Origin of the sequence: Pseudomonas sp. R1-43-08 (assembly GCF_003852255.1) — a bacterium.
Taxonomy (GTDB): Bacteria; Pseudomonadota; Gammaproteobacteria; order Pseudomonadales; family Pseudomonadaceae; genus Aquipseudomonas.
The window spans coordinates 3474695-3493895 of sequence record NZ_CP027734.1 but is presented as its reverse complement, the minus strand read 5'-3'; the positions used below and the strand labels follow the sequence as shown (position 1 = coordinate 3493895).

Here is a 19201-nt window from a genome sequence, read left to right as displayed (position 1 = left end):
GCGAGGAATAGAACATGCCCATTGTCGCCAAACCTTACGACCTGATCGATGAGGTCAACCATTACCCGATCCGCACGCGCCGCGCTTCCACGCCGATCAAGGCCCTGCAGGTGGTGCCGGCCCGGCATCCATGGCGCTGGGCCGGGTCGATCTTTGCCGCGCTGGTGCTGCTCGCCATCGTGCACTCCCTGGCCACCAACCCGCGTTGGGAGTGGGGCGTGTTCGGCCAGTGGTTCTTCTCGCCGTCGGTGCTGCGCGGCCTGGGGCAGACCCTGTTGCTGACGCTGCTGAGCACGCTGTTCAGCGTCATTCTCGGCACCGCGCTGGCCCTGGCGCGGTTGTCGGGCTCGCCGCTGCTGGCGGCGTTGGCCTGGGGTTATATCTGGTTCTTTCGCTCGATGCCGGCGCTGCTGGTGCTGATCATCCTCTACAACTTTGCCTACCTGTACGACCACATCGTGATCGGTGTGCCGTTCACCGAGCAGGTGTTCGCGCAGTGGTCCACCGTGGATGTGCTCAGCCAGTTCACCGTGGCGGTGCTGGGCTTGAGCCTGATGCAGGCGGCGTACGCGGCGGAGATCATCCGCGGCGGTTTGATCGGGGTGGATGCCGGCCAGCATGAAGCGGCGGCGGCATTGGGGCTGCCGGCCTCGCGGCGGATTTTCCGGATCATCTTGCCCCAGGCCTTGCGCTCGATTCTGCCGTCGGGTTTCAACGAGATCATCGGCCTGGTCAAGGGCACGTCCATTGTCTACGTGCTGGCCCTGCCGGAGCTGTTCTACACCGTGCAGGTCATCTACAACCGCACCCAGGCGGTGATCCCGCTGCTGATCGTGGCCACGGTGTGGTACCTGATCATCACCACGGTGCTGACCAGCGCCCAATATTACGTCGAGCGCCATTTCGCCCGTGGCACCGCGCGCGTGCTGCCACCGACACCGCTGCAACGCCTGCGCTTTTGGCTCAAGGAGAAATCCCATGGCTGAAGCACGCGCAGGGCGCATCCAGATCCAGGGCGTGGGCAAGCGGTTCGGCAACCAGCAGGTGCTCGATAACATCGACCTGACGATCGATCCGGGCAAAGTCACAGTGATCCTCGGGCCGTCCGGCTCGGGCAAATCCACCTTGCTGCGCACCATCAATCACCTGGAAAAGATCGACAGCGGGCATATCACCATCGACGGCGAGTACGTCGGCTATCGGCGCAAGGGTGACCTGCTCTACGAGCTCAAGGAGCGCGAAATTCTCAAGCGGCGCATCGACGTGGGCTTCGTGTTCCAGAACTTCAACCTGTTCCCGCACCTCACCGCCTGGGAAAACGTTGCCGAAGCGCCGTTGGCCCACAAACGCTGGAGCAGGGCCGAAGCCCAGGGTAAAGCCGCCGAACTGCTGGCCAAGGTCGGCCTGGCGGACAAGCTCGACGCCTACCCGCGCCAGCTCTCCGGCGGCCAGCAACAGCGCGTCGCCATTGCGCGTGCCCTGGCGCTGGACCCCAAGGTGTTGTTGTTCGACGAACCCACCTCGGCCCTCGACCCGGAACTGGTGGGCGAAGTGCTCGACGTGATCAAGGGCCTGACGCGATTGGGCGTGACCCTGGTGATCGTCACCCACGAAATCGGCTTTGCCCGCGAGGTGGCCGACCATGTGGTGTTTCTCTGCGACGGCCAGTTGATCGAAGAAGGCCCGCCCGAACAGATCTTGCGCCAACCCCGACATCCCCGCACCCAGGCCTTTCTCGGCAAGGTGCTTTAGTTCAAGGAGTGACTGCCCATGTTTAACCATCCCCTGCGCGTGGCCGTGCTGGCGCTTGCCATTGGCACCGCACAACACGCGTTCGCTGTGCAGCAGGTCGACCTCAGCCCCGACCGCCCGCGCATTCATGCGCCACGTAACGAGGCGGCCATCGCGCAAATCCCGCCGGGCTTCAAGTTCGCCCAGGCGGGCAAGTTCACCGTGGCCGTGTCCGGTGTGGCGGGGCCGCCATTGGCGCTGCTGGCCAGCGATGACAAGACCACCATCGGCAGTGAAGCCGACACCGCGCAGTTGGTCGCCGACAGCCTCGGCCTGGAACTGAACGTTGTGCAGACCAGTTGGGAGGACTGGCCCCTGGGCGTCAGTTCGGGCAAGTACGACGCGGTGATCAGCAACGTCACCGTGACCGAGGCGCGCAAGAAGCGCTTTGACTTCGCCACCTATCGACAGGATGTGCTCGGGTTTTACGTCAAGAGCACCAGCCCGATCAGCGAGATCAAACAGGCCGCCGACATTGCCGGGCTGAAGATAATCGTCGGCTCCGGGACCAATCAGGAAAAAGTCTTGCTGGCGTGGAACGAGGCCAATGAAAAGGCCGGCCTCAAGCCTGCGCTGTTGCAGTACTTCGACGACCAGGCCGCCGCGCAGCTGGCGGTGCAGTCGGGGCGCAGCGATGCGTTGTTCGGGCCCAACTCGGTGTACGCCTATTCGGCGGCGATCACCGGCGGCATCAAGCGCGTCGGTACCGTCAACGGCGGCTGGCCGTTGCAGGCGGATATCGCCGTGACCACGCGCAAGGACAACGGCCTGGTCAAGCCGATCCACACCGCCCTGGAAGGTGCGATTGCCGGAGGGCAATACGCGCAGGTGCTGCAGCGCTGGGGGCTGGATGTGGAGCGCGTCGATGCATCGTTGATCAACCCACCGGGCCTGCCGGATTAGGAGTCGCGACCATGACACTGACACGACGTGAAGCGCTGTCCAGCATTGCTGCAGTCGGCGGCGAAAAGGCGGTCAAGGATGCGCTGGCGGCATTGGGCCTGGGGCCGTCTTCACACCGGCGGCCGCAACCGCTGAAACTCAAGGATGGCCTGGGCCAGGGCACCCGCGTGCTGGTGCTGGGTGCCGGGATTGCCGGGCTGGTCACCGCGCTGGAACTGAGCCGGGCCGGCTTCACCGTGCAGGTGCTGGAGGCGCGCGACCGCGTGGGTGGGCGCACTTGGACCCTGCGCAACGGCGACCGCGTGGACTACAAGGATGGCCGCTCGCAAACCGTGGCGTTCGATCCGGGCCAGTATTTCAACGCCGGCCCTGCGCGCATCCCCAGCCAGCATCGCACGATCCTCGACTATTGCAGCGAATTGGGCGTGCCCCTTGAAGTGCTGGTCAACAGCAGCCATGGCGCCCAGGTGCGGCCCGACCTGCAGCAACCGGCGTTCACCGTCGGCCAGGCGGTCAACGATGCACGCGGGCATCTGTCCGGCTTGCTCGCCAAGGCGGTGCAGCGTGATGCGCTTGACGACGTCTTGACCCTTGATGAACGCACGCGACTGCTCGCGTTCCTGCAGGTGTATGGCGACCTTTCCCAAGCGCTGGCGTACGAGGGCAGCTTGCGTTCCGGCCACCTGGAATCGCCTGCGCACCCCGGTGCACTGCCAGCCACCGCGCGGCCGCTCGACCTTGAGCGCCTGCTGCATCCAGAGCTGTGGGGCGCGCTGCTGCACACCGAATTCCCGGAGTTTTCGGCAACCATGTTCCAGCCGGTGGGCGGCATGGACCGGATCACCGAGGCGTTCTACCAGCGCGTGCGCGAGCAGGTGCAGTTGGGCGCGCAGGTTCGGCAGATTCGCCAGTTGGACGACGGCGTCGCGGTGACCTATCACGACCAGCACAGCGGCCGTGAACAGGTGGTGCGCGCTGATTACCTGGTCTCTACCTTGCCGCTGCCGTTGCTGGCCAAACTCGACACCGACTTCAGCGACCCGATCAAGGCGGCCTTGCTCAGCACCCGCAGCGACCAGGCAACCAAAGTGGCGTGGCAATCGCCGCGCTTCTGGGAAACCGATTACCGCACTTATGGCGGCCTGTCCTGGGTCGAACACCCGGCGCGCTTGCTGTGGTACCCGAGCAACGACCTCAATACCCGCGAAGGCGTGCTGGTGGCCGGTTACGTCACCGGGGAGGGCGCCGACATGTTTGGCGCGCAGTCGTTCGACGCGCAATACGCCGCTTCCCGGCAAGCCGTGGAGTTGCTGCACCCCGGTTATTCCAGGCACCTGCGCCATCCGTTGGCGGTGTCCTGGGAGCAGATCCCCTACAGCGAAGGCCCGTGGCTGCAACGCGAACACTTCCCGGCCGATGCCAGCGCGCTGCTCGAACAGGCCCACGGCCGCGTGTACTTCGCCGGCGACGGCCTGGTGCAAAGCGGCGTGGGCATCTGGCAGGAATCGGCGGCCAATTCGGCGCGGCATGTGGTTGCGCAACTGGCCGAGCGCGTGACGCAACAGCGCCAGATCACGGCATTGGCGGCGTCATGAGACTGCGCTGTCGTGGCGAGGGAGCTTGCTCCCGCTGGACTGCGTAGCGGTCCCAATCGTGTTGAGCTGGGAGCTAGGTGACCGCCATCCCGGCCCAGCGGGAGCAAGCCCCCTCGCCACAAAGGGTATGGGGCAGCCTTCGAGATTTGTGTAAACCTTCAATCAAGGAGCAACACCATGAGCGACAGTATCCAACGCACCAGCGTCGGCGATTTCCCCATCTCGCAAACCGTGACTGTACCGGCCTCGGCCAGCCTGATCTTCGTCAGCGGCACCTTGCCGGACCTGGCCGACCCGAGCGTCCCTGGGGTTTACGGCAACACCGAAGCGCAGACGGTCTCGGTGTTCAACAAACTGCGCAAGATCCTTCAGCAACAGGACCTGGACCTGGGCGATATCGTGCAGTTGCGGGTGTTTCTGGTGGGCGCCGCTGAAACCGACGGCAGGTTGGATTTCGCCGGGTTGCAGCGGGGTTATACGCAGTTCTTCGGCACCCCCGAACAACCGAACAAACCGGCGCGCACCGCGCTGCAGGTGGTGGCGCTGCCCCTGCCGGGGGCGTTGGTGGAAGTGGAGGCGGTGGCGGCCAGGGCCGGGTGATGTCAGTCACTGCGCGGCGTCGAGGCGTTCCTGGGTAGCCCGGTCGATCAGCGCACGCAGCGCCTCGAACAAGGGCTCGGCATCCGTATGTTTCTTGCCGTATGCCAGGTTGAAAGCGTAATCGAAATCCGGCGGGTTGAGGCCCTGGGTGTGCTGCAGCAGGGTCTCCAGCTTGTCCATTGCCTTGACGGCTTTGGCTTCCGGCGACAGCGCGTTCTCGTAATCATCCCACAGCGTCAGGATCTGGCTTTTCAGGGGCCCATCCAGGGCTTGGGTCAACTGCAGCAGGTCGCGCCGCTCCTGCTCGCCCTTGTTGGGAAACGCCGCCTGGCTGACTGCTGGAATGTCACCGTTAATGGCTTCGCCCAAGTCATGGATCACGCACATCTTGAGAATTTTAAGCAGGTCCAGGCCGGGCAGTTGATCGGCGAACACCATCGCCATCAGGCACAGGCGCCAACTGTGTTCGGCGGTACTTTCCGTGCGTCCCGAAGCGGTGTGGGCGCTTCTGAGTACGTCCTTGAGTTTCTCGGCTTCGCGCAGAAAGTCGAGGCGGCCTTTGATTTTCTCGAAGTCCATGACGCTGCCTCCATCAGGTTGATGATGCAGGTAAGCCTAGGTGCGCAGGCGCGGTGCGTCCACGCATAAAAAATGCGCGAGGCCAGTCAGAGCGTCTCGACCAGACGCGCGGCGCTGCCATCGCTGAGGATCAGGCGTGTCCAGCGACACAGGCTCGGGCGGATCGGCACGAGGCTGGAGTCGTTGCTGCCGGTGCTGAATTGAAGCGCCGGCGGCGCCTGGTTCTCGCGCCAGCCGGTGTGATCCAACGCCGCTTCGACCTGGCGGATTTCCGCTGTCGCATAACGCCACAGCGATTGGCCCATCAAGTCGACCAACGGGCGGCTGAACTGAGCGGCGCGGGAGGGCGAACAGGCCAGGAGGCGGTGCGTCAGGTCGCACACCAGGTGTACGGCGCGCGAGCTGTCTCTGACCAGCCCAGCCAGGGCCTGATCAGCTGCGGTGTCAAGCCGAGCGGACAGCAACCGTTCCAGCTGTTGGTGCGCGGCAGCGTCCATGGCTTGCAGGCCATTCTCCCAACGGGACAACGTCGATTGGTTTACGTTGAACATCTGTGCGGCATGGGTTTGCTTGACGCGGTGTAACAGGCGCCATCGGCGCAGCGCAATGCCCGGAATGGCGGGCTGGGGCAGCAGGGCGGGCATTTCGCGTTTCCTCGTCAATGACAGGCCGGTGGGCTACAACTGCAACGCCTGCTGTTTGAGCCTGCGCTTTTGCTCGAATGGCAACGTTTCATTATCCCCATACGGCGCGCTGTACCAGTTGCCATATGTCGGATTGGGCAGCAGAAACCAGCGCTGCCCCAGCCAGCTCACATATGGCGCCACCGCCTTGCGTTGGGCCGCCAGCGTGTTGTGCTCGGCCTGCACGAAATCTCCCAGCGAGTCGCCGGCCATCAACAGCACGCGCGCGTGGCTGGCGACCCATTGGCGCCGGCAGGTCTTGCCGTAGCCGGCGCTTTCGCAATGGCCGATGGGGGTGCTGGCTGCCAGGATCTGTTCGTCGCGCTCGATCGGGAAACCACGCAAACGCAGGTTTCTGGCCGTGGCCGCGACCTGGCTGTGTTCGCGGTTGGTGAGGTAATAGACCTCGATGCCTTTTTGCCGAGCCGCCTGCAGGAACGCCACCGAACCAGGCAGCGCCTGGGCCTTGGCTTGATCGACCCAGGTGTTCCAGCGCTCATAGGAATAGACCTGGTTATGGATAATGTCACGGGCATTGAGCGGCACGTTGTCCAGCAGGGTTTCGTCGATATCGACCACCACGGCCGGGGGCAATCCTTTCAAATCCCGGGCAGGCAAGGGCAGGGCGTCCCAGGTGGGATCGGCCAGGGCTGCATCGAGTTGGCGGGTCGCGTTGGCGAACAGCTGGCGGTAGATCAGCTCGTGCTCGATGGAGGTCTGGGTCCAGAGCACGGCGTCGAGCTGGTCGTTGGCCGGTGGGGTTTGCTGGCAGCCGGTGAGGGCAATGGATAAAAGGCAGGCGCTGGCGAAAATCAGGTTACGCATTGAAAGGCTCTCAGCGGTGGGTAGGCTCAATCATAAGCGCTACCCATCGGCCTTGCGATCAATCCAATGGGTCTTGATGCCCTTGGCCCACGCCACCGTATAGAAACAACTGAGCAGCACGATGCCCCATTGCTCGGCATTGATCGACGACCAGAACCAGAATGGCTGGCCGGCCATGCCGAACAGGCAGGCGTAGCGGCGTACATGCAGGCGTTTGCTTTGGCTGAACCAGATAGCGACGACGCCGAGGGCGGCGATCATGATTTGCGCGATCAAAGCGATCTCCTTGATCAAGGTGAGAGGGCACAGGCCCCTCCCACCTGTTGAACGGCTGTGTGTCGCCGAAGGGTTATTTGTCCTTGCGCGCATCCATGGTTTTTTGATGCTCGGCAAGGAACGGCTGCTCCGCCGGATCGAAGCGATCGATCCCTGCGGTAAACCGATGCCAGTACGGATACAACGGCTGGCGACGCGTCACGGCCTCGATGCGTGAGGATTGCTCCTCGGTCAGCTTCAGCTCGGTGGCGGCAAGGTTGTCGCGCAGATGCGCCTCGGTACGGGCGCCGACGATCAGCGAGGTGATCCCCGGGCGATCCTTGAGCCATGCCAGGCAAGTGCGCGCCACCGAGACCCCGTGTTCATCGCCCACGGCAGCCAGGGTTTCGATGATGTCCAGCGCGCGTTCCTGGTCGTGCACGTAGGGTTCCGGCCAGTCGCTGCCCTGGCGGGTATTGGCCGGTGGTTTATGCCCGCGCCGGGTCGAGCCGGTCAGCAGGCCTTCACCCATCGGCCCCCATACCAGCGTGCCAACCTGCTGGTCCAGTGCCAGCGGCAGCAGCTCGTACTCGGCCTCGCGGGATTCGGGGGTGTAGTAGATCTGCTGGGTGATCGGCTTGAGCATGCCATGCAACTCGGCCTTGCCCAGGGTTTTCATCATTTGCCAGGCGGTGAAGTTGCTGGTGCCGAAGTAGCGGATCTTGCCCGAACCGACCAACAGGCGCAGCGCCTCGAGCGTCTCTTCGATGGGCGTCAGGCCGTCCCAGTTGTGCAGTTGGTACAAGTCGATATGGTCGGTGCCCAGGCGCTTCAAGCTGGCTTCACAGGCGCGAATCAAGTGATAGCGCGATGAGCCGGAATTGTTCGGGTTCTGGTCCACCGGGCTGCGGCCCTTGGTTGCCAGCAGGATGTCGTTGCGCTTGTCGCCCAGGGCTTTACCGACCACTTCCTCGGCCAGGCCATGGGAGTACAGGTCGGCGGTGTCGACCATGTTCACCCCGGCATCAAACGCGATATCGAACATACGCCTGGCCTGGGGCACGTCCACCGCACCGCATTTCGCGAACTCGGCGCGACCGCCAAAAGGCACGGTACCCAGGATGATTTCCGAGACCAGCAGGCCGGAATGACCCAGTTGTCGGTATTGCATGTTGCCTCCTACTTTGCGTTGCACGTGAAGGTGTGAACGATGAGGGTGGGGATAGTTTGAATTTTTTTATGAAAACTTAGGGCAGGAGCGGCTAAACAAACGCCGAGCGCGCGTCGCTGGATTGTTTCGGCAGCTGAAATACTGGATTGTAAATCCTGGTTATTCTGTCAATTGAAGCAGCGGTGGAATATGCCGGGTGTCGATATCTAATTTTCTGGAGCCCTCATGTCTCAGCCCGCAATCAAACTGTATGGTTTCCCCTTGTCCGGCCACTCCCATCGGGCCGAGCTGATGCTGTCCCTGCTGGGCCTGCCCATGGAATTTATCCTTGTGGACCTCAAGCAAGGCGCGCATAAATCACCCGAATTCATCGCCACCCTTAACCGCTTTGGCCAAGTGCCGGTGATCGACGATGGCGGGACGATACTGGCGGACTCCAATGCCATCCTGGTCTACCTGGCCGCGACCTATGGCAACGGCCAGTGGTTGCCCGCTGACCCGGTCGGGCAGGCGCGGGTGCAGCGTTGGCTCTCGGCGGCGGCCGGTCAGTTGCATGCCGGGCCTGCCACTGCGCGGTTGGCCACGGTGTTTGGCGCCGACGTGGATGCGGACGTCGCCATCAACCGCGCCCATGCACTGCTGAACGTGATGGAGCAGCAACTGGGTGAGAGCCGCTTCCTGGCTGGCGATTCGCCGAGCATCGCCGATATCGCGTTCTACACCTATACGGCCCATGCGCCGGAAGGCAATGTGTCGCTGGCCGACTATCCTCAGGTGCGCGCCTGGCTGGCCAGCATTGAAGCGCTGCCGGGTTTCGTCGGCATGCCGCGCACGGCGGCGGGTCTGCAATCAGAGTAACCAGCAAGGGGCGTCGATGGACCGTTTTCATGAAATGCAGGTGTTCCTCGCGGTGGCCGACGAGGGCGGCTTTGCCGCCGCCGCACGGCGTCTGAACACCTCGCCGCCCAGCGTGACCCGGGCGATTGCCGCCATGGAACAACGCATCGGCACCCAGCTGCTGGCGCGCACCACCCGCAGCCTGCACGTGACCGAAGCCGGGCAGCGTTACCTGGAAGACTGTCGGCGCATCCTCGCCGAGCTGGACGAGGCCGAGGAAGCGGCAGCGGGCAGTTATTCGATCCCCTGCGGGCAACTGAACGTCACCGCCCCGGTGCTGTTCGGCGAGCTGTTCGTGGCGCCGACGCTGGGCGATTATCTCGACCGCTTTCCCCAGGTGAACATCAATGCGCTGCTGGTCGACCGTGTGGTCAATATGAGCGACGAAGGCGTCGACGTGGCCGTGCGCATCGGTCATCTGCACGAGCCGGGGCAGCAGGCGATCAAGGTCGGCGAAGTGCGCCGGGTGGTGTGCGCATCGCCCGCTTACCTCGACCGGCATGGGCGACCCCAACGGCCTGAACACTTGCGTGAAGCGAAGATCGTGGCCTCATCCGCCAGCCAACGCCTGGATGAATGGGCGTTTGTCGACGCCGGCCAGGCGCTGACGGTGGCTATCGAACCGCGCCTGGTGGTCACCGCGAACAACGCTGCGATCAACCTGGCGCGCCTTGGCTGGGGCATGACGCGGGTGCTGTCCTATCAGGTGGCGGCGGCGGTGGCGGCGGGTGAGCTGGAGCTTGTGCTGCAGGATTTCGAGCCGGCAGCGCTGCCGGTGCAGGTGGTATTCCAGAACAACGGGCGAGTGCCGGCCAAGGTCCACACCTTCGTCAATTTCCTTGCCGATCGGCTGGGGCATGACGCGGCCCTGAAACCGCTGATAAAGCCGCGCGACTGATGGAGCGTTATCGCGATATGCAGTTGTTCGCGGCGCTGGCCGGGCAACCGAGCCTGGCGGCGGCGGCGCGCTTGGCGCAGGTCTCCGGCCCGACCCTGGTGCGGGCGATTGCACGTCTGGAAGGGCGTTTGCGCGTAACGTTGTTGCAGCGCAGTACCCGTGGGGTCAGTCTGACAGACGCGGGCGACGCCTACATGGCCGATTGTGTGCGGCTGCTGGCGGCGGTGGAGGCGGCTGAAGCTTCGGCCAAAGGGTTGCATAGCCAGGCCCAGGGCAATCTGCGGGTATTCTTGCCGTTGCTGTTCAGCCGCTATGTCATGGCGCCGGTACTGGCCGCGTATATGGACCGTTACCCGCAGGTACGTGTAGTGGCTCACTATCACGACTACTACCCGAACCTGCACGAAGAAGGGCTGGACGTGGCGGTGCTGGTCGGCGAGTTGCCCAGCTCGTCATTGATCGCACGGCCGGTGGGGCATGTGCGGCATATCCTCTGCGCCAGCCCCGGCTACCTGGCCGCCCACGGAGAACCGCAGCATCCCGCCGCCCTCAAGCAGCATCATTTGATCGCCAATACCGACCCGGTGCAGTGGGACTTCGCGCACTATCAGCTCAAGGCCCGCGCGCGGCTGCGCTGCGCCACGGTGCAGGGTTCCATCAATGCGGCCTTGACGGGGGCAGGGCTGCTGCGTTGCCTGAGCTACCCGGTGCACGAGCATTTGCTGAGCGGCCGGCTGCGTCGCGTATTGCCTGGCTTTGAGTTGCCGGCGGTGCCGGTGCAGCTGGTGTACCGCGAAGGTCGCCATGCGTCCATGCGCGTGCGCAGTTTTGTCGATGACTGTGTGGCGGCTTTGCGCGAGCACCCGGCATTTCAGTTGGCGTAACAGTGGATTGCCTGGGGTGGTCATTCTCTCGGCGACAGGTCAGGCGCAGCATCCAGCTATCCAACGAGAGGTGAACGCCATGAACGCGATCGAAGCATCCCCCTGGCATAGCGGCGAAAGGCAACTGCAGGAAAGTGCCGGCGTGGCCGAACGCATGGCCGTGATCGGCCCCAAGGTCATACGCGATCACCTGCCGGAGCAGCATCGCGATTTCTTTCCCTTGCTGCCTTACTTGATGCTGGGCGTGGTGGATGAACACGGCATTCCATGGGCAACGATGCTCGAAGGCGCGCCAGGATTCGCCCATTCGCCTGACCCGCAGCGGTTGCAGATTGACAGCCTGCCCGGCAAAAGCGACCCCGCCCGGGCGGGGCTGACGGCCGGCGCGTCCGTCGGCGTGCTCGGTATCGACTTGAACACCCGCCGTCGCAATCGCATGAACGGGCGCATCGGCGTGCTGGATCACGATGGCTTTGCGGTGGACGTGGTGCAGAGCTTCGGCAACTGCCCCAAATACATCCAACTGCGCCCCGTCGATACCATTGCGCGCAAACCTGGCAGCGTGGCCGAGCGCAGCGACCGCCTGGATGGCGCTGCATACACAATGATCCGCAATGCCGACACCTTCTTCGTCGCCAGTTATGTCGACCTGCACGGCGAGCGCTCGGTGGACGTCTCTCATCGCGGTGGCAACAGCGGTTTTGTAAGGGTCGAGGGCAATGTGCTGACCATTCCGGATTTTGCCGGCAACCTGTTCTTCAACACCCTCGGCAACCTGCAAGCCAACCCGGTGGCGGGGTTGTTGTTCATCGATTTTGAATCGGGTGACGTACTACAAGTAGCCGGGCGTACTTCGCTGATCCTCAGCGGGCCGCAAGTGGCCGAGTTCGAAGGGGCGCAGCGGTTATGGACGGTGACTGTGGAACAGGTGGTCCGCCGTCCGGCAGCATTGGCCTTGCGTTGGCAGTTCGTCGAATTTTCGCCCTATAGCCTGGCGATGGGAAGCTGGTAGCCAGGCGCGATCTGCCCGGCACAGGAGATCAAATGTGGGAGGGGGCTTGCCCTAATGCCAGTCAGTTAAGAAGTAGCAGGAGCGAGAACTAACTTGTGGCGAGGGAGCTTGCTCCCGCTGGGGCGCGAAGCGGCCCCAAACAATGGGACTGCTGCGCAGTCCAGCGGGAGCAAGCTCCCTCGCCACAGGTTCGGTGTCGCCTTAACTGACTGGCATTAGGGCTTGCCCCCGATAGCGGCGGTTCAGCTGGCTCATTTGTGGCTGATGCACCGCCATCAAATCGCTTGCGGCAGCTGGAATTACGCTGAGGATTGTTCGGATGAAAACGTCGCCGTTGAGGAATTTTCCGATGGAAATCAGCTGAAATAGAAGGACGTTGTTACCTGTTACGCCTCTGATATCAGGAACCTTTCCCACTGGCTTGCCACGCATGGGGACTTGTTGGATCAATGACCGACGGTGTCGGTTGGCAAGTAATGTTTCCTGAATCGCAGTGTGAGTTGTCTGGTGCGATTCCCATCCTTTTGCTAAATGAGGCTATACAAGATGGTCACGCTTAACACGTCTGACACTCGACAGGCTTATTGCGCCTATGCAACGTCTGCGCAAGTTGAAAATACACAGGGCCCTTCAACTTCCGATCGATTCAATCGTTTCGGACAAGTGCCAGCTCATCATGCGATTGGTCGAACTGTCCAGTTGAGCAGTAACGATCGAGGAACCGCTGAGCTGTTGAACTTACTCACGACGCTGGTAACAACACTTAAAACGTGGATGAGCGAGGGAAGTTTGCCTCCCACCCCACAGCCACCTGTGACCGTAATACCCAAACCGTTTATTCCCAGGCCGCCGGTCGATATCGCGCCGATCCCCGATGCCGCGCAGCCCAGTAGAAGCCGATGGAAAGAACAACTGGCACCGTTCATGAATCGGTCAGATCTGGCCAGTAGCCGAAACGCTTTCGATACTGAACTTATTGAAATGTTTTCCGATAAAAACAGCGAGCCGTCGAACACGTTTTTGTCTGAAAAAGCCCCAAGGCAAAAACCCGACGATATCCGCAACGGGCTGCGTGCCACCTATGAGAACTTTCCCTACCAGGGCACCACCGGCAGAGAAGAACACGTGGCGGCGATCAAGGTGGCCATGGCCACCTTCGGGCAGAGTCCAACCGGGGTGTTCACGCAAGTCGTCAAGAGTGGGGATGGCTATGACGTCACGATGAAAGACGGCTTCAAGCTGCATATCACCGCTGAAGAGCTGCAACTGGCGGCCAAGGCGGCGAAATTCAGTGGCGGCGATGAAGGCATGGTCAAGGATGCGCAATTTCTGTTTGGGGTAATGAGCAAGCGTCAGCACCTGGAGCAGGCGCGCAACAATGCAACGGACCCGTTCTACAGCATTTATGGCAAGGACAGCGCTTACCACGCCCACCGCACTTATCCGGGGGTGCTGGCGGCAGCGGCACAGGGCATCGGCGGCGGTATGGCGTTGTCGTACCTGGGCCTCAAAGAACATATGCAGATCATCAATGCCAGTGCACTGGGCGCGCGCGTCGGGGTGCCATTGGACAAGGGCGAGCGACACAAGAATGGTGCGCTCTTTGATGGGGTCATGGAGGGGCAGTTATATAACCAGCCCGTTTCGCCGTCGTTGAAGGTTGTAACGCTTCGCGATTGAGTGGGATAAGTACAGCGTACTAAATCTGCTTATTGCCATTAGAACAGTGGGTCATGGTAATTATGGCGCTCAAGTTTCGTGCGCCTTTTTTGAGTCAATTATGTGAGTGATTGAAGATGTTAGTGCCTAGCGTTAGTTATGCTGCGCCTGGTTTTGCCGAGGCAAGTGCCGCCGTCATTTCTCCAGGTTCCTCGATTGAAGTTGCACGCGCCGGAGCGGCTGAACAGTTAAGTGGGCTGGTCACGGAGTTGGGGCGTTTATTAGTACTGCTGTCAGCACGATTTAAAACGCAAGTCGACGTGAAACCCTCGCCTGACCCGATGGATAATCTACCTTATGATAACGACTCGGTGAATGAGCGGCCCGTCGATAATCGCCACGACTTCCTGAAGGGAACATCGACGAATAGGGGCGTCAAACCTGCTGATATTTTCAAGGACTTCTATCAGTTGGAGGAAGGCAACTGCGTGACGATATCCGCCATTAAAGCCGCCATGATGAGATTCGGTCACAACCCTCACGGTATTTACACCTCCGTCCACGCCACCGACGCCGGCTACCGTATCGTCATGCGTGATGGATTCAAGCTGGACATCACCCGTGATGAGTTGCACCAGGCCCGGGCCGGCGCGAACTTCGGCGCCAATCGGCCCAATGATGTACTGATCAATGCGCAGTTCTTATATGCCGTCAGCGCCAAGCGCGCGTATCTCGAAAATAATGACGGCACGGCCAATCTGAGCTTTGCCGCCGCGATGCGCAGTTTGAATGATGGCGAGTATCCGGGGCAGGCGCTGCGTCGCCTGGGCTTAAAGAACTTCGTTGCCCCCGCAACCGTCCAGGACTTCCTCAACGGCGCCAGCGGCACGATAGCCGACTTGCGTCATTCAATGGCAGTGGTCGACGGCTTTTTGGATAGTTATGGGGACAAACAGCAACTGAATGGACGCGACTGGAATGGCTATTCCTATATCGGCCTGAAGTTGCTCTAGCGCGGCCGCCAGACTCGTTGGCTCGCCCCACGCATCGCCCAACGCGGTATACAGATTCACCTGCGCGACCCTTTTTTCTCGCGGCAGCAAAGCCAGTCAATCAAGAAACAGCGCTGAGCTGTGGCGAGGGAGCGCGCTCCCTCGCCACATTTTATGAGGTTGTCTTCAACGGCCTCATGCACTCGATGGAGCGGTCCACGGTTGTTTTGGCAATCTCCAGCAAATGCCACACCGCCAGGATCTTCGCCCGCTCAGGGCTGCTCAGCAACTCCCCGCAATCCAACGCCGTCGCCGAAGCGCTGTCGAGCAAGCTGGCGGTGTAGAGCAGCGCATCTTCGAAGCTCAAATCTTCGTTGACGCTGTGGAATCCTTGGGTGGGCAGGTAATGGTCGATGGCCCGGTTGAACGCGGCACGGTCTTTGGCGGGATCGAGGGGTGGATCGGGGAGGACTTTGCTCATGGTGTAACTCCAACTGGAAGGTTAGGAGCCACGCCCTTCGCGACTAAACGGAGGGTGGCGGCTGTACGCAGGTTAGTCGACCGGCCAGTTGGACCCGGCGCACCCTAAGGTGCCCTGCGCACAGCCACCATGAACATGGTGACAGCTTGCGCACAACTGGAATCCGAGCGACTAAACCCGATCACTGATGAGCAGTGACAGGCCGCAGACTAGCCACCGATTCCAACCGGCACAAGGCGGCGGGGATTGTCTCGGAAACGTCCTGCAATTTAAAGAGATGTGGCTTGCTGGCCCTTTGAAAATGTTTCAGCGGGTGAACGACATTACCGCTTGAGGGGATCGTTCCCACGCTCTGCGTGGTAACGCCTCCTGGGACGCTCCGCGTCTCGCCAACCGCTACTGGACACAGGTGACGCAGAGCGTCACGGCTGCTTTCCCACGCGGAGCATGGGAACGATCGCAGGCAGCCCTGACACCTCTCGGTCCCCTGTGGCGAGGGAGCTTGCTCCCGCTGGGGCGCGAAGCGGCCCGGTCTTTGTTAAACATGACGAAACGCCAGCTATTGTGTGACCCAACAGTGGCCGTGCTCGCTTATGCATTGCCCGCGTCTCAATGCCCTTTGGGAACAAACGCCACGCTCCCCCCCGACCGCTTCTGAAACAACCGCTCCCCATTATCCGGTTGCGTCTTGACCACCTGGTGATCAACCCCCAGAAACGCCAACGGCGCGGGATCTTCCCTGGAGTACTGCGCGACGATAATCGTGTGCCTTGGATCAAAGCCCTGGCCGCTGGTTTTTTCCAGCCAGGCCATGAACGCGGCGCTGTCGCCCTGGCGCGGGAAGTCCTGGGTTTCGTTCACGTAGTAGAACGGTTTGCCGCCGTTCTGCAGGTACATCGGCAGTTTGTTGTCGACTTCCACCAGTACCAGTTGCCATTGGTTCCACGGCGCGCTCTTCACCGCCTGGGCTTGGACGTCCTCGGCGAAACGGGTCACGCCGCCGTTGCCGGTGGTCCAGGGGTAGATCACGCCCAGCACCAAGACCAGCAGGCCGGCGGCGACGCCGAAGCTTGTTTGCCAGCGCGGCCAACGGGCCGGGTGTTGGCGCAGGTGTTCGCTCAGCCACCAGGCGGCGAGTAACTGTGCGAAGGGCACCAGGGGCAGTACGTAGTAACTGCGTCGGCTGCCGCTGGCGGTGAAGAACACGAACAACAGGCCCAGGCTCCACACCAGCCAGCGTACGTTGGGCGGCGTGCGGTGCCAGTGACGCAGGGCGAGCCACGCGCCGAGCATCCAGCATGGCGCCCACGGCAGGGTGTAGACCGGCAGGTAGATCAGGTAGGTGTAGATCGGGCCCATATGGTCGAAGGGGTCGAAGAAGCGCACCACGTTTTCGCGAAATACCAATTCCAGGCCGCTCTCGCCGTAGGTGGGGGCGCCGTAGAGGTGGGACAGTCCGAAGGGAATGGCGTAGAACGCGCCGGCGATGAGCAGGGCCAGTACCAGTCGCAGGTTGAGGTGGCGTTTGTAGCGGTGTTCGCTGAGCAGGTGCGGCAACAGCGCGAGCCCCGGCAGCACAAACCCGATCAGGCCCTTGAACAGCGACGTTGCCGCCAGCAGCAGGAAGAATACGGTGTAGCGGCCCAGCCGGGTGTCATCCGGCCCGCGCCAGTACCACCAGACCGCCGCCAGTACGCCGCACACGGTCAGCACATCGGCCGTGGCCACGCGGGCCCAGAACAGGAAGTAGAAGGTGGTGGCGAGCATCCAGCCGGCGATCAGCCCGGTGCCTTTGCGAAACAGCTGTTCGCCGATCAGGTACACCAGCCAGATGCTCAGCCAGGCCGCGATCACCGAGGACAGGCGCAGTGACCACGGGCCAAGGCCACCCATCAGGTTGGCGAAGCCGGTGATCAGCCAGTAGGAGGGCAGGGGTTTGTCGTAATAGGGCGTGCCCTTCAGGTACGGATCGAAGTAGTCACCGCTTTGCAGCATCTGCAGAGCGATATTCGCCCAGCGCGTCTCCGGCCCCCACAGCTCGCGACTGCCCAGGCCCAGCAGCAGGAGCAAGGCCGAGACACCCAGCAATAAAGCCAGGGCGCCGCGTTCGGTTTTCCAGAAGCGCATTGGGCTGTTCCTGTAAAGGCTATCAAGGTTGTTGGGGGTAAATCGTCAGCACCAGGTCGCCCTTGCGGTAGCGCTTGCCACCGGGCGGCAGTTGGCCTTCCTCAAGGTGTTCGCTGGTGCTCATGACGCGCATCAGCACGCCGACCGAACCTTGGCGGCGGGCCTCGATCAACCAAGACTGAACGCTGTCCAGGGTGACCTTGCGCGGCTGCGAAGCCGGGTAGTCCAGGCCGTAGCGCAGTTCGCCCGCGGTGTTGTAGAACGCCACGTCCGGCCGGCGCAGGCGCCACGCCAGGGCAGACGCCGAGCCCAGTTCATTGCTCAGCAAAGCATGGGTGTGTTGCAGTTCATCCAGATGTTCAAGCACGAACTGGTCGGGCATTTCGTTCGCCGCGATGAGGTGTGGCATGCCCGCCGGCAGCAGCGCCACCAGCAGGCCGATACCCAGGGCCGGCATCGCCCATAAGGTCAACGGGCGCATTGCTTGCAGCAGGTTGGCCAGGATCCAGCCGAGCAGCACGATAAAGGTCAGGGACAGGCTGAACATCTCGGCGTGGCTGTTGCTGTAGATCGGGTTGGCGATCTGCAGGTAAATCAGCGTGACCATGGCCGCCATGCCGAGGACGAAGTTGAGCGCGCCGTTGATGAAGATCGCGCGGGTCTTGTGTTGGTTGATCAGGTCGATCAAGGCATGGCCCATCAGCAGCGCCAAAGGTAACAGGCACGGCATGATGTAGGTCGGCAGCTTGCCGCTGCTCAGGCTGAAAAAGCCCAGGGGCAGCAACAGCCACAGGGCGAGAAAGGCGATCGCGGGCTGGCGTTTGTCTTTCCAGGCCTTGAGCAGGGTAACAGGCAACAGGGCTGACCAGGGCAGGCATGCCACCACCATGATCGGCAGGAAAAACCAGAACGGCCGCGCATGCTGCGCCGTGTCCGAGGCGAAGCGGCGGATGTGTTCATGCCAGAAAAAGAAGCGCCAGTAATCCGGTTCCTGCACATGGATCGCCAATACCCACGGCAAGCAGACCAGCACCGCGACCAGGATCGCCAAAGGCCCGTACCGCAGCAACTCGCCGACGCGTCGCTGCCACATCAGGTACGGCACGGCGATCAGCACCGGCAGCAGCCACGCCAGAAAGCCCTTGGTCATGAAGCCCACGCCGCAGGCCAGGCCCAGTAAGGCCCAGGCACCCAGGCGACCGCGTGGGGTGGCGCTGTCGAGCGCAAACCAAAGCGCGACCAGGCTCAGGTTGACCCAGAAGGTGAATTGCGGATCGAGGTTGGAATAGCCCGCTTGCCCGGCCACCAGGCCAAAGCTCATGTAGAGCAGCGCGCAGGCGAAGCTTTTACGCGGCTCGTTCCACAGACGGCGTGCAATCACGTAGGCCAACAGCACGCTCAGCGCCGTGGTCAGGACCGAGGCGATACGCACGCCGAACAGGTTCTCGCCAAACACCGCCTGGCCCAGGGCAATCAGCCAATAACCCGCGGCTGGCTTCTCGAAATAACGCACGCCCATGAAGTGCGGCGCCACCCAGTTGCCGCTCATCAGCATTTCCTGGCTGACCTGGGCATAGCGGGTTTCATCCGGGATCCATAAGCCGTGCAAACCCAACGGCAGCACGAAGAAAATGACCAGGCCAAGCAAGAACACCGGCAAGGGCTGCAATCGGCTCATGACCGTGTCACGCCATGGCGTTCAGTCGTGCGTGGGAAGTTTGAACAGTTAAAGACGTCAGGCATTAAGAGGGTCACTAATTCATTGGGAAGTTAGGGCGTCCTGAACTAACAGGCGCACTTAAAATGCCAGACGCAGGCTGTCGTCTTGCTGAACGCACTACTGGGTAAT

19 protein-coding genes are annotated in these 19201 nt (G+C 62.1%); 11 read left to right on the top strand and 8 right to left on the bottom strand.

Going from position 1 to position 19201, the window contains the following annotated elements; genetic code table 11:
- Window positions 1–14: 14 nt before the first annotated feature.
- The 5 genes from C4J87_RS15950 to C4J87_RS15930 all read left to right on the top strand — a co-directional run bounded on the left by C4J87_RS15950 (window position 15) and on the right by C4J87_RS15930 (window position 4889).
- Window positions 15–986, top strand: a complete 972-nt coding sequence (locus tag C4J87_RS15950; RefSeq protein WP_124367572.1) for an amino acid ABC transporter permease — start codon at window positions 15–17, stop codon at window positions 984–986.
- Window positions 979–1752: an amino acid ABC transporter ATP-binding protein gene (locus C4J87_RS15945; RefSeq protein WP_124367571.1), complete on the top strand. Its 774-nt coding sequence runs from the start codon at window positions 979–981 to the stop codon at window positions 1750–1752. Before C4J87_RS15950 ends, C4J87_RS15945 begins: the two co-directional genes overlap by 8 nt.
- Before the next feature lie 18 nt (window positions 1753–1770).
- The gene (locus C4J87_RS15940; RefSeq protein WP_124367570.1) at window positions 1771–2694 is read left to right on the top strand and encodes an ABC transporter substrate-binding protein; all 924 of its coding nucleotides are present in this window, start codon (window positions 1771–1773) and stop codon (window positions 2692–2694) included.
- An 11-nt stretch (window positions 2695–2705) separates the two neighbouring features.
- Window positions 2706–4289 carry an FAD-dependent oxidoreductase gene (locus C4J87_RS15935; protein WP_124367569.1) on the top strand — a complete coding sequence of 528 codons (1584 nt, stop codon included), beginning with the start codon at window positions 2706–2708 and terminating at the stop codon, window positions 4287–4289.
- Window positions 4290–4466: 177 nt separating this feature from the next.
- Window positions 4467–4889 (top strand): RidA family protein, encoded by a 423-nt coding sequence (locus C4J87_RS15930; RefSeq protein WP_124367568.1) that lies wholly within the window; start codon window positions 4467–4469, stop codon window positions 4887–4889.
- Between the two features lie 6 nt (window positions 4890–4895).
- On the opposite strand, the gene C4J87_RS15925 is transcribed toward C4J87_RS15930, so the two are convergent.
- From C4J87_RS15925 to C4J87_RS15905, 5 genes are all read right to left on the bottom strand, one after another.
- On the bottom strand, window positions 4896–5468 hold the full coding sequence (locus C4J87_RS15925) for an HD family hydrolase (protein WP_124367567.1): 573 nt from the start codon (window positions 5466–5468) through the stop codon (window positions 4896–4898).
- An 86-nt stretch (window positions 5469–5554) separates the two neighbouring features.
- Window positions 5555–6112, bottom strand: a complete 558-nt coding sequence (locus C4J87_RS15920) for a helix-turn-helix transcriptional regulator (RefSeq protein ID WP_124367566.1) — start codon at window positions 6110–6112, stop codon at window positions 5555–5557.
- 33 nt (window positions 6113–6145) lie between these two features.
- On the bottom strand, window positions 6146–6976 hold the full coding sequence (locus C4J87_RS15915; RefSeq protein ID WP_124367565.1) for a 5'-nucleotidase, lipoprotein e(P4) family: 831 nt from the start codon (window positions 6974–6976) through the stop codon (window positions 6146–6148).
- A gap of 39 nt (window positions 6977–7015) precedes the next feature.
- Window positions 7016–7252, bottom strand: a complete 237-nt coding sequence (locus tag C4J87_RS15910) for a hypothetical protein (protein ID WP_124363466.1) — start codon at window positions 7250–7252, stop codon at window positions 7016–7018.
- Between the two features lie 73 nt (window positions 7253–7325).
- Complete coding sequence (locus tag C4J87_RS15905; RefSeq protein WP_124367564.1) at window positions 7326–8402, bottom strand: aldo/keto reductase; 1077 nt, start codon at window positions 8400–8402, stop codon at window positions 7326–7328.
- 225 nt (window positions 8403–8627) lie between these two features.
- Between C4J87_RS15905 and C4J87_RS15900 the strand changes: the two genes are divergently transcribed.
- From C4J87_RS15900 to C4J87_RS15875, 6 genes are all read left to right on the top strand, one after another.
- Window positions 8628–9260 (top strand): glutathione S-transferase family protein, encoded by a 633-nt coding sequence (locus C4J87_RS15900; RefSeq protein WP_124367563.1) that lies wholly within the window; start codon window positions 8628–8630, stop codon window positions 9258–9260.
- Window positions 9261–9276: 16 nt separating this feature from the next.
- Entirely contained in the window at window positions 9277–10197 is a 921-nt protein-coding gene (locus C4J87_RS15895) for a LysR family transcriptional regulator (RefSeq protein WP_124367562.1), read from the top strand.
- Window positions 10197–11081, top strand: a complete 885-nt coding sequence (locus C4J87_RS15890) for a LysR family transcriptional regulator (RefSeq protein WP_124367561.1) — start codon at window positions 10197–10199, stop codon at window positions 11079–11081. Before C4J87_RS15895 ends, C4J87_RS15890 begins: the two co-directional genes overlap by 1 nt.
- Window positions 11082–11160: 79 nt before the next feature.
- Complete coding sequence (locus C4J87_RS15885; RefSeq protein ID WP_124367560.1) at window positions 11161–12093, top strand: pyridoxamine 5'-phosphate oxidase family protein; 933 nt, start codon at window positions 11161–11163, stop codon at window positions 12091–12093.
- Between the two features lie 732 nt (window positions 12094–12825).
- The gene (locus tag C4J87_RS15880) at window positions 12826–13773 is read left to right on the top strand and encodes a type III secretion protein (RefSeq protein ID WP_177412797.1); all 948 of its coding nucleotides are present in this window, start codon (window positions 12826–12828) and stop codon (window positions 13771–13773) included.
- A gap of 116 nt (window positions 13774–13889) precedes the next feature.
- Window positions 13890–14765, top strand: coding sequence for a hypothetical protein (locus C4J87_RS15875; protein WP_256680094.1), 876 nt, complete (start codon window positions 13890–13892; stop codon window positions 14763–14765).
- Window positions 14766–14916: 151 nt separating this feature from the next.
- Here C4J87_RS15875 and C4J87_RS15870 read toward each other — a convergent pair whose 3' ends face one another.
- The 3 genes from C4J87_RS15870 to arnT all read right to left on the bottom strand — a co-directional run bounded on the left by C4J87_RS15870 (window position 14917) and on the right by arnT (window position 19030).
- The gene (locus C4J87_RS15870; RefSeq protein ID WP_124367559.1) at window positions 14917–15225 is read right to left on the bottom strand and encodes a DUF6124 family protein; all 309 of its coding nucleotides are present in this window, start codon (window positions 15223–15225) and stop codon (window positions 14917–14919) included.
- A 609-nt stretch (window positions 15226–15834) separates the two neighbouring features.
- Window positions 15835–17352 (bottom strand): glycosyltransferase family 39 protein, encoded by a 1518-nt coding sequence (locus C4J87_RS15865; RefSeq protein WP_124367558.1) that lies wholly within the window; start codon window positions 17350–17352, stop codon window positions 15835–15837.
- A gap of 22 nt (window positions 17353–17374) precedes the next feature.
- Window positions 17375–19030: a lipid IV(A) 4-amino-4-deoxy-L-arabinosyltransferase gene (gene arnT, locus C4J87_RS15860; protein ID WP_124367557.1), complete on the bottom strand. Its 1656-nt coding sequence runs from the start codon at window positions 19028–19030 to the stop codon at window positions 17375–17377.
- Between the last annotated feature and the right edge of the window lie 171 nt (window positions 19031–19201).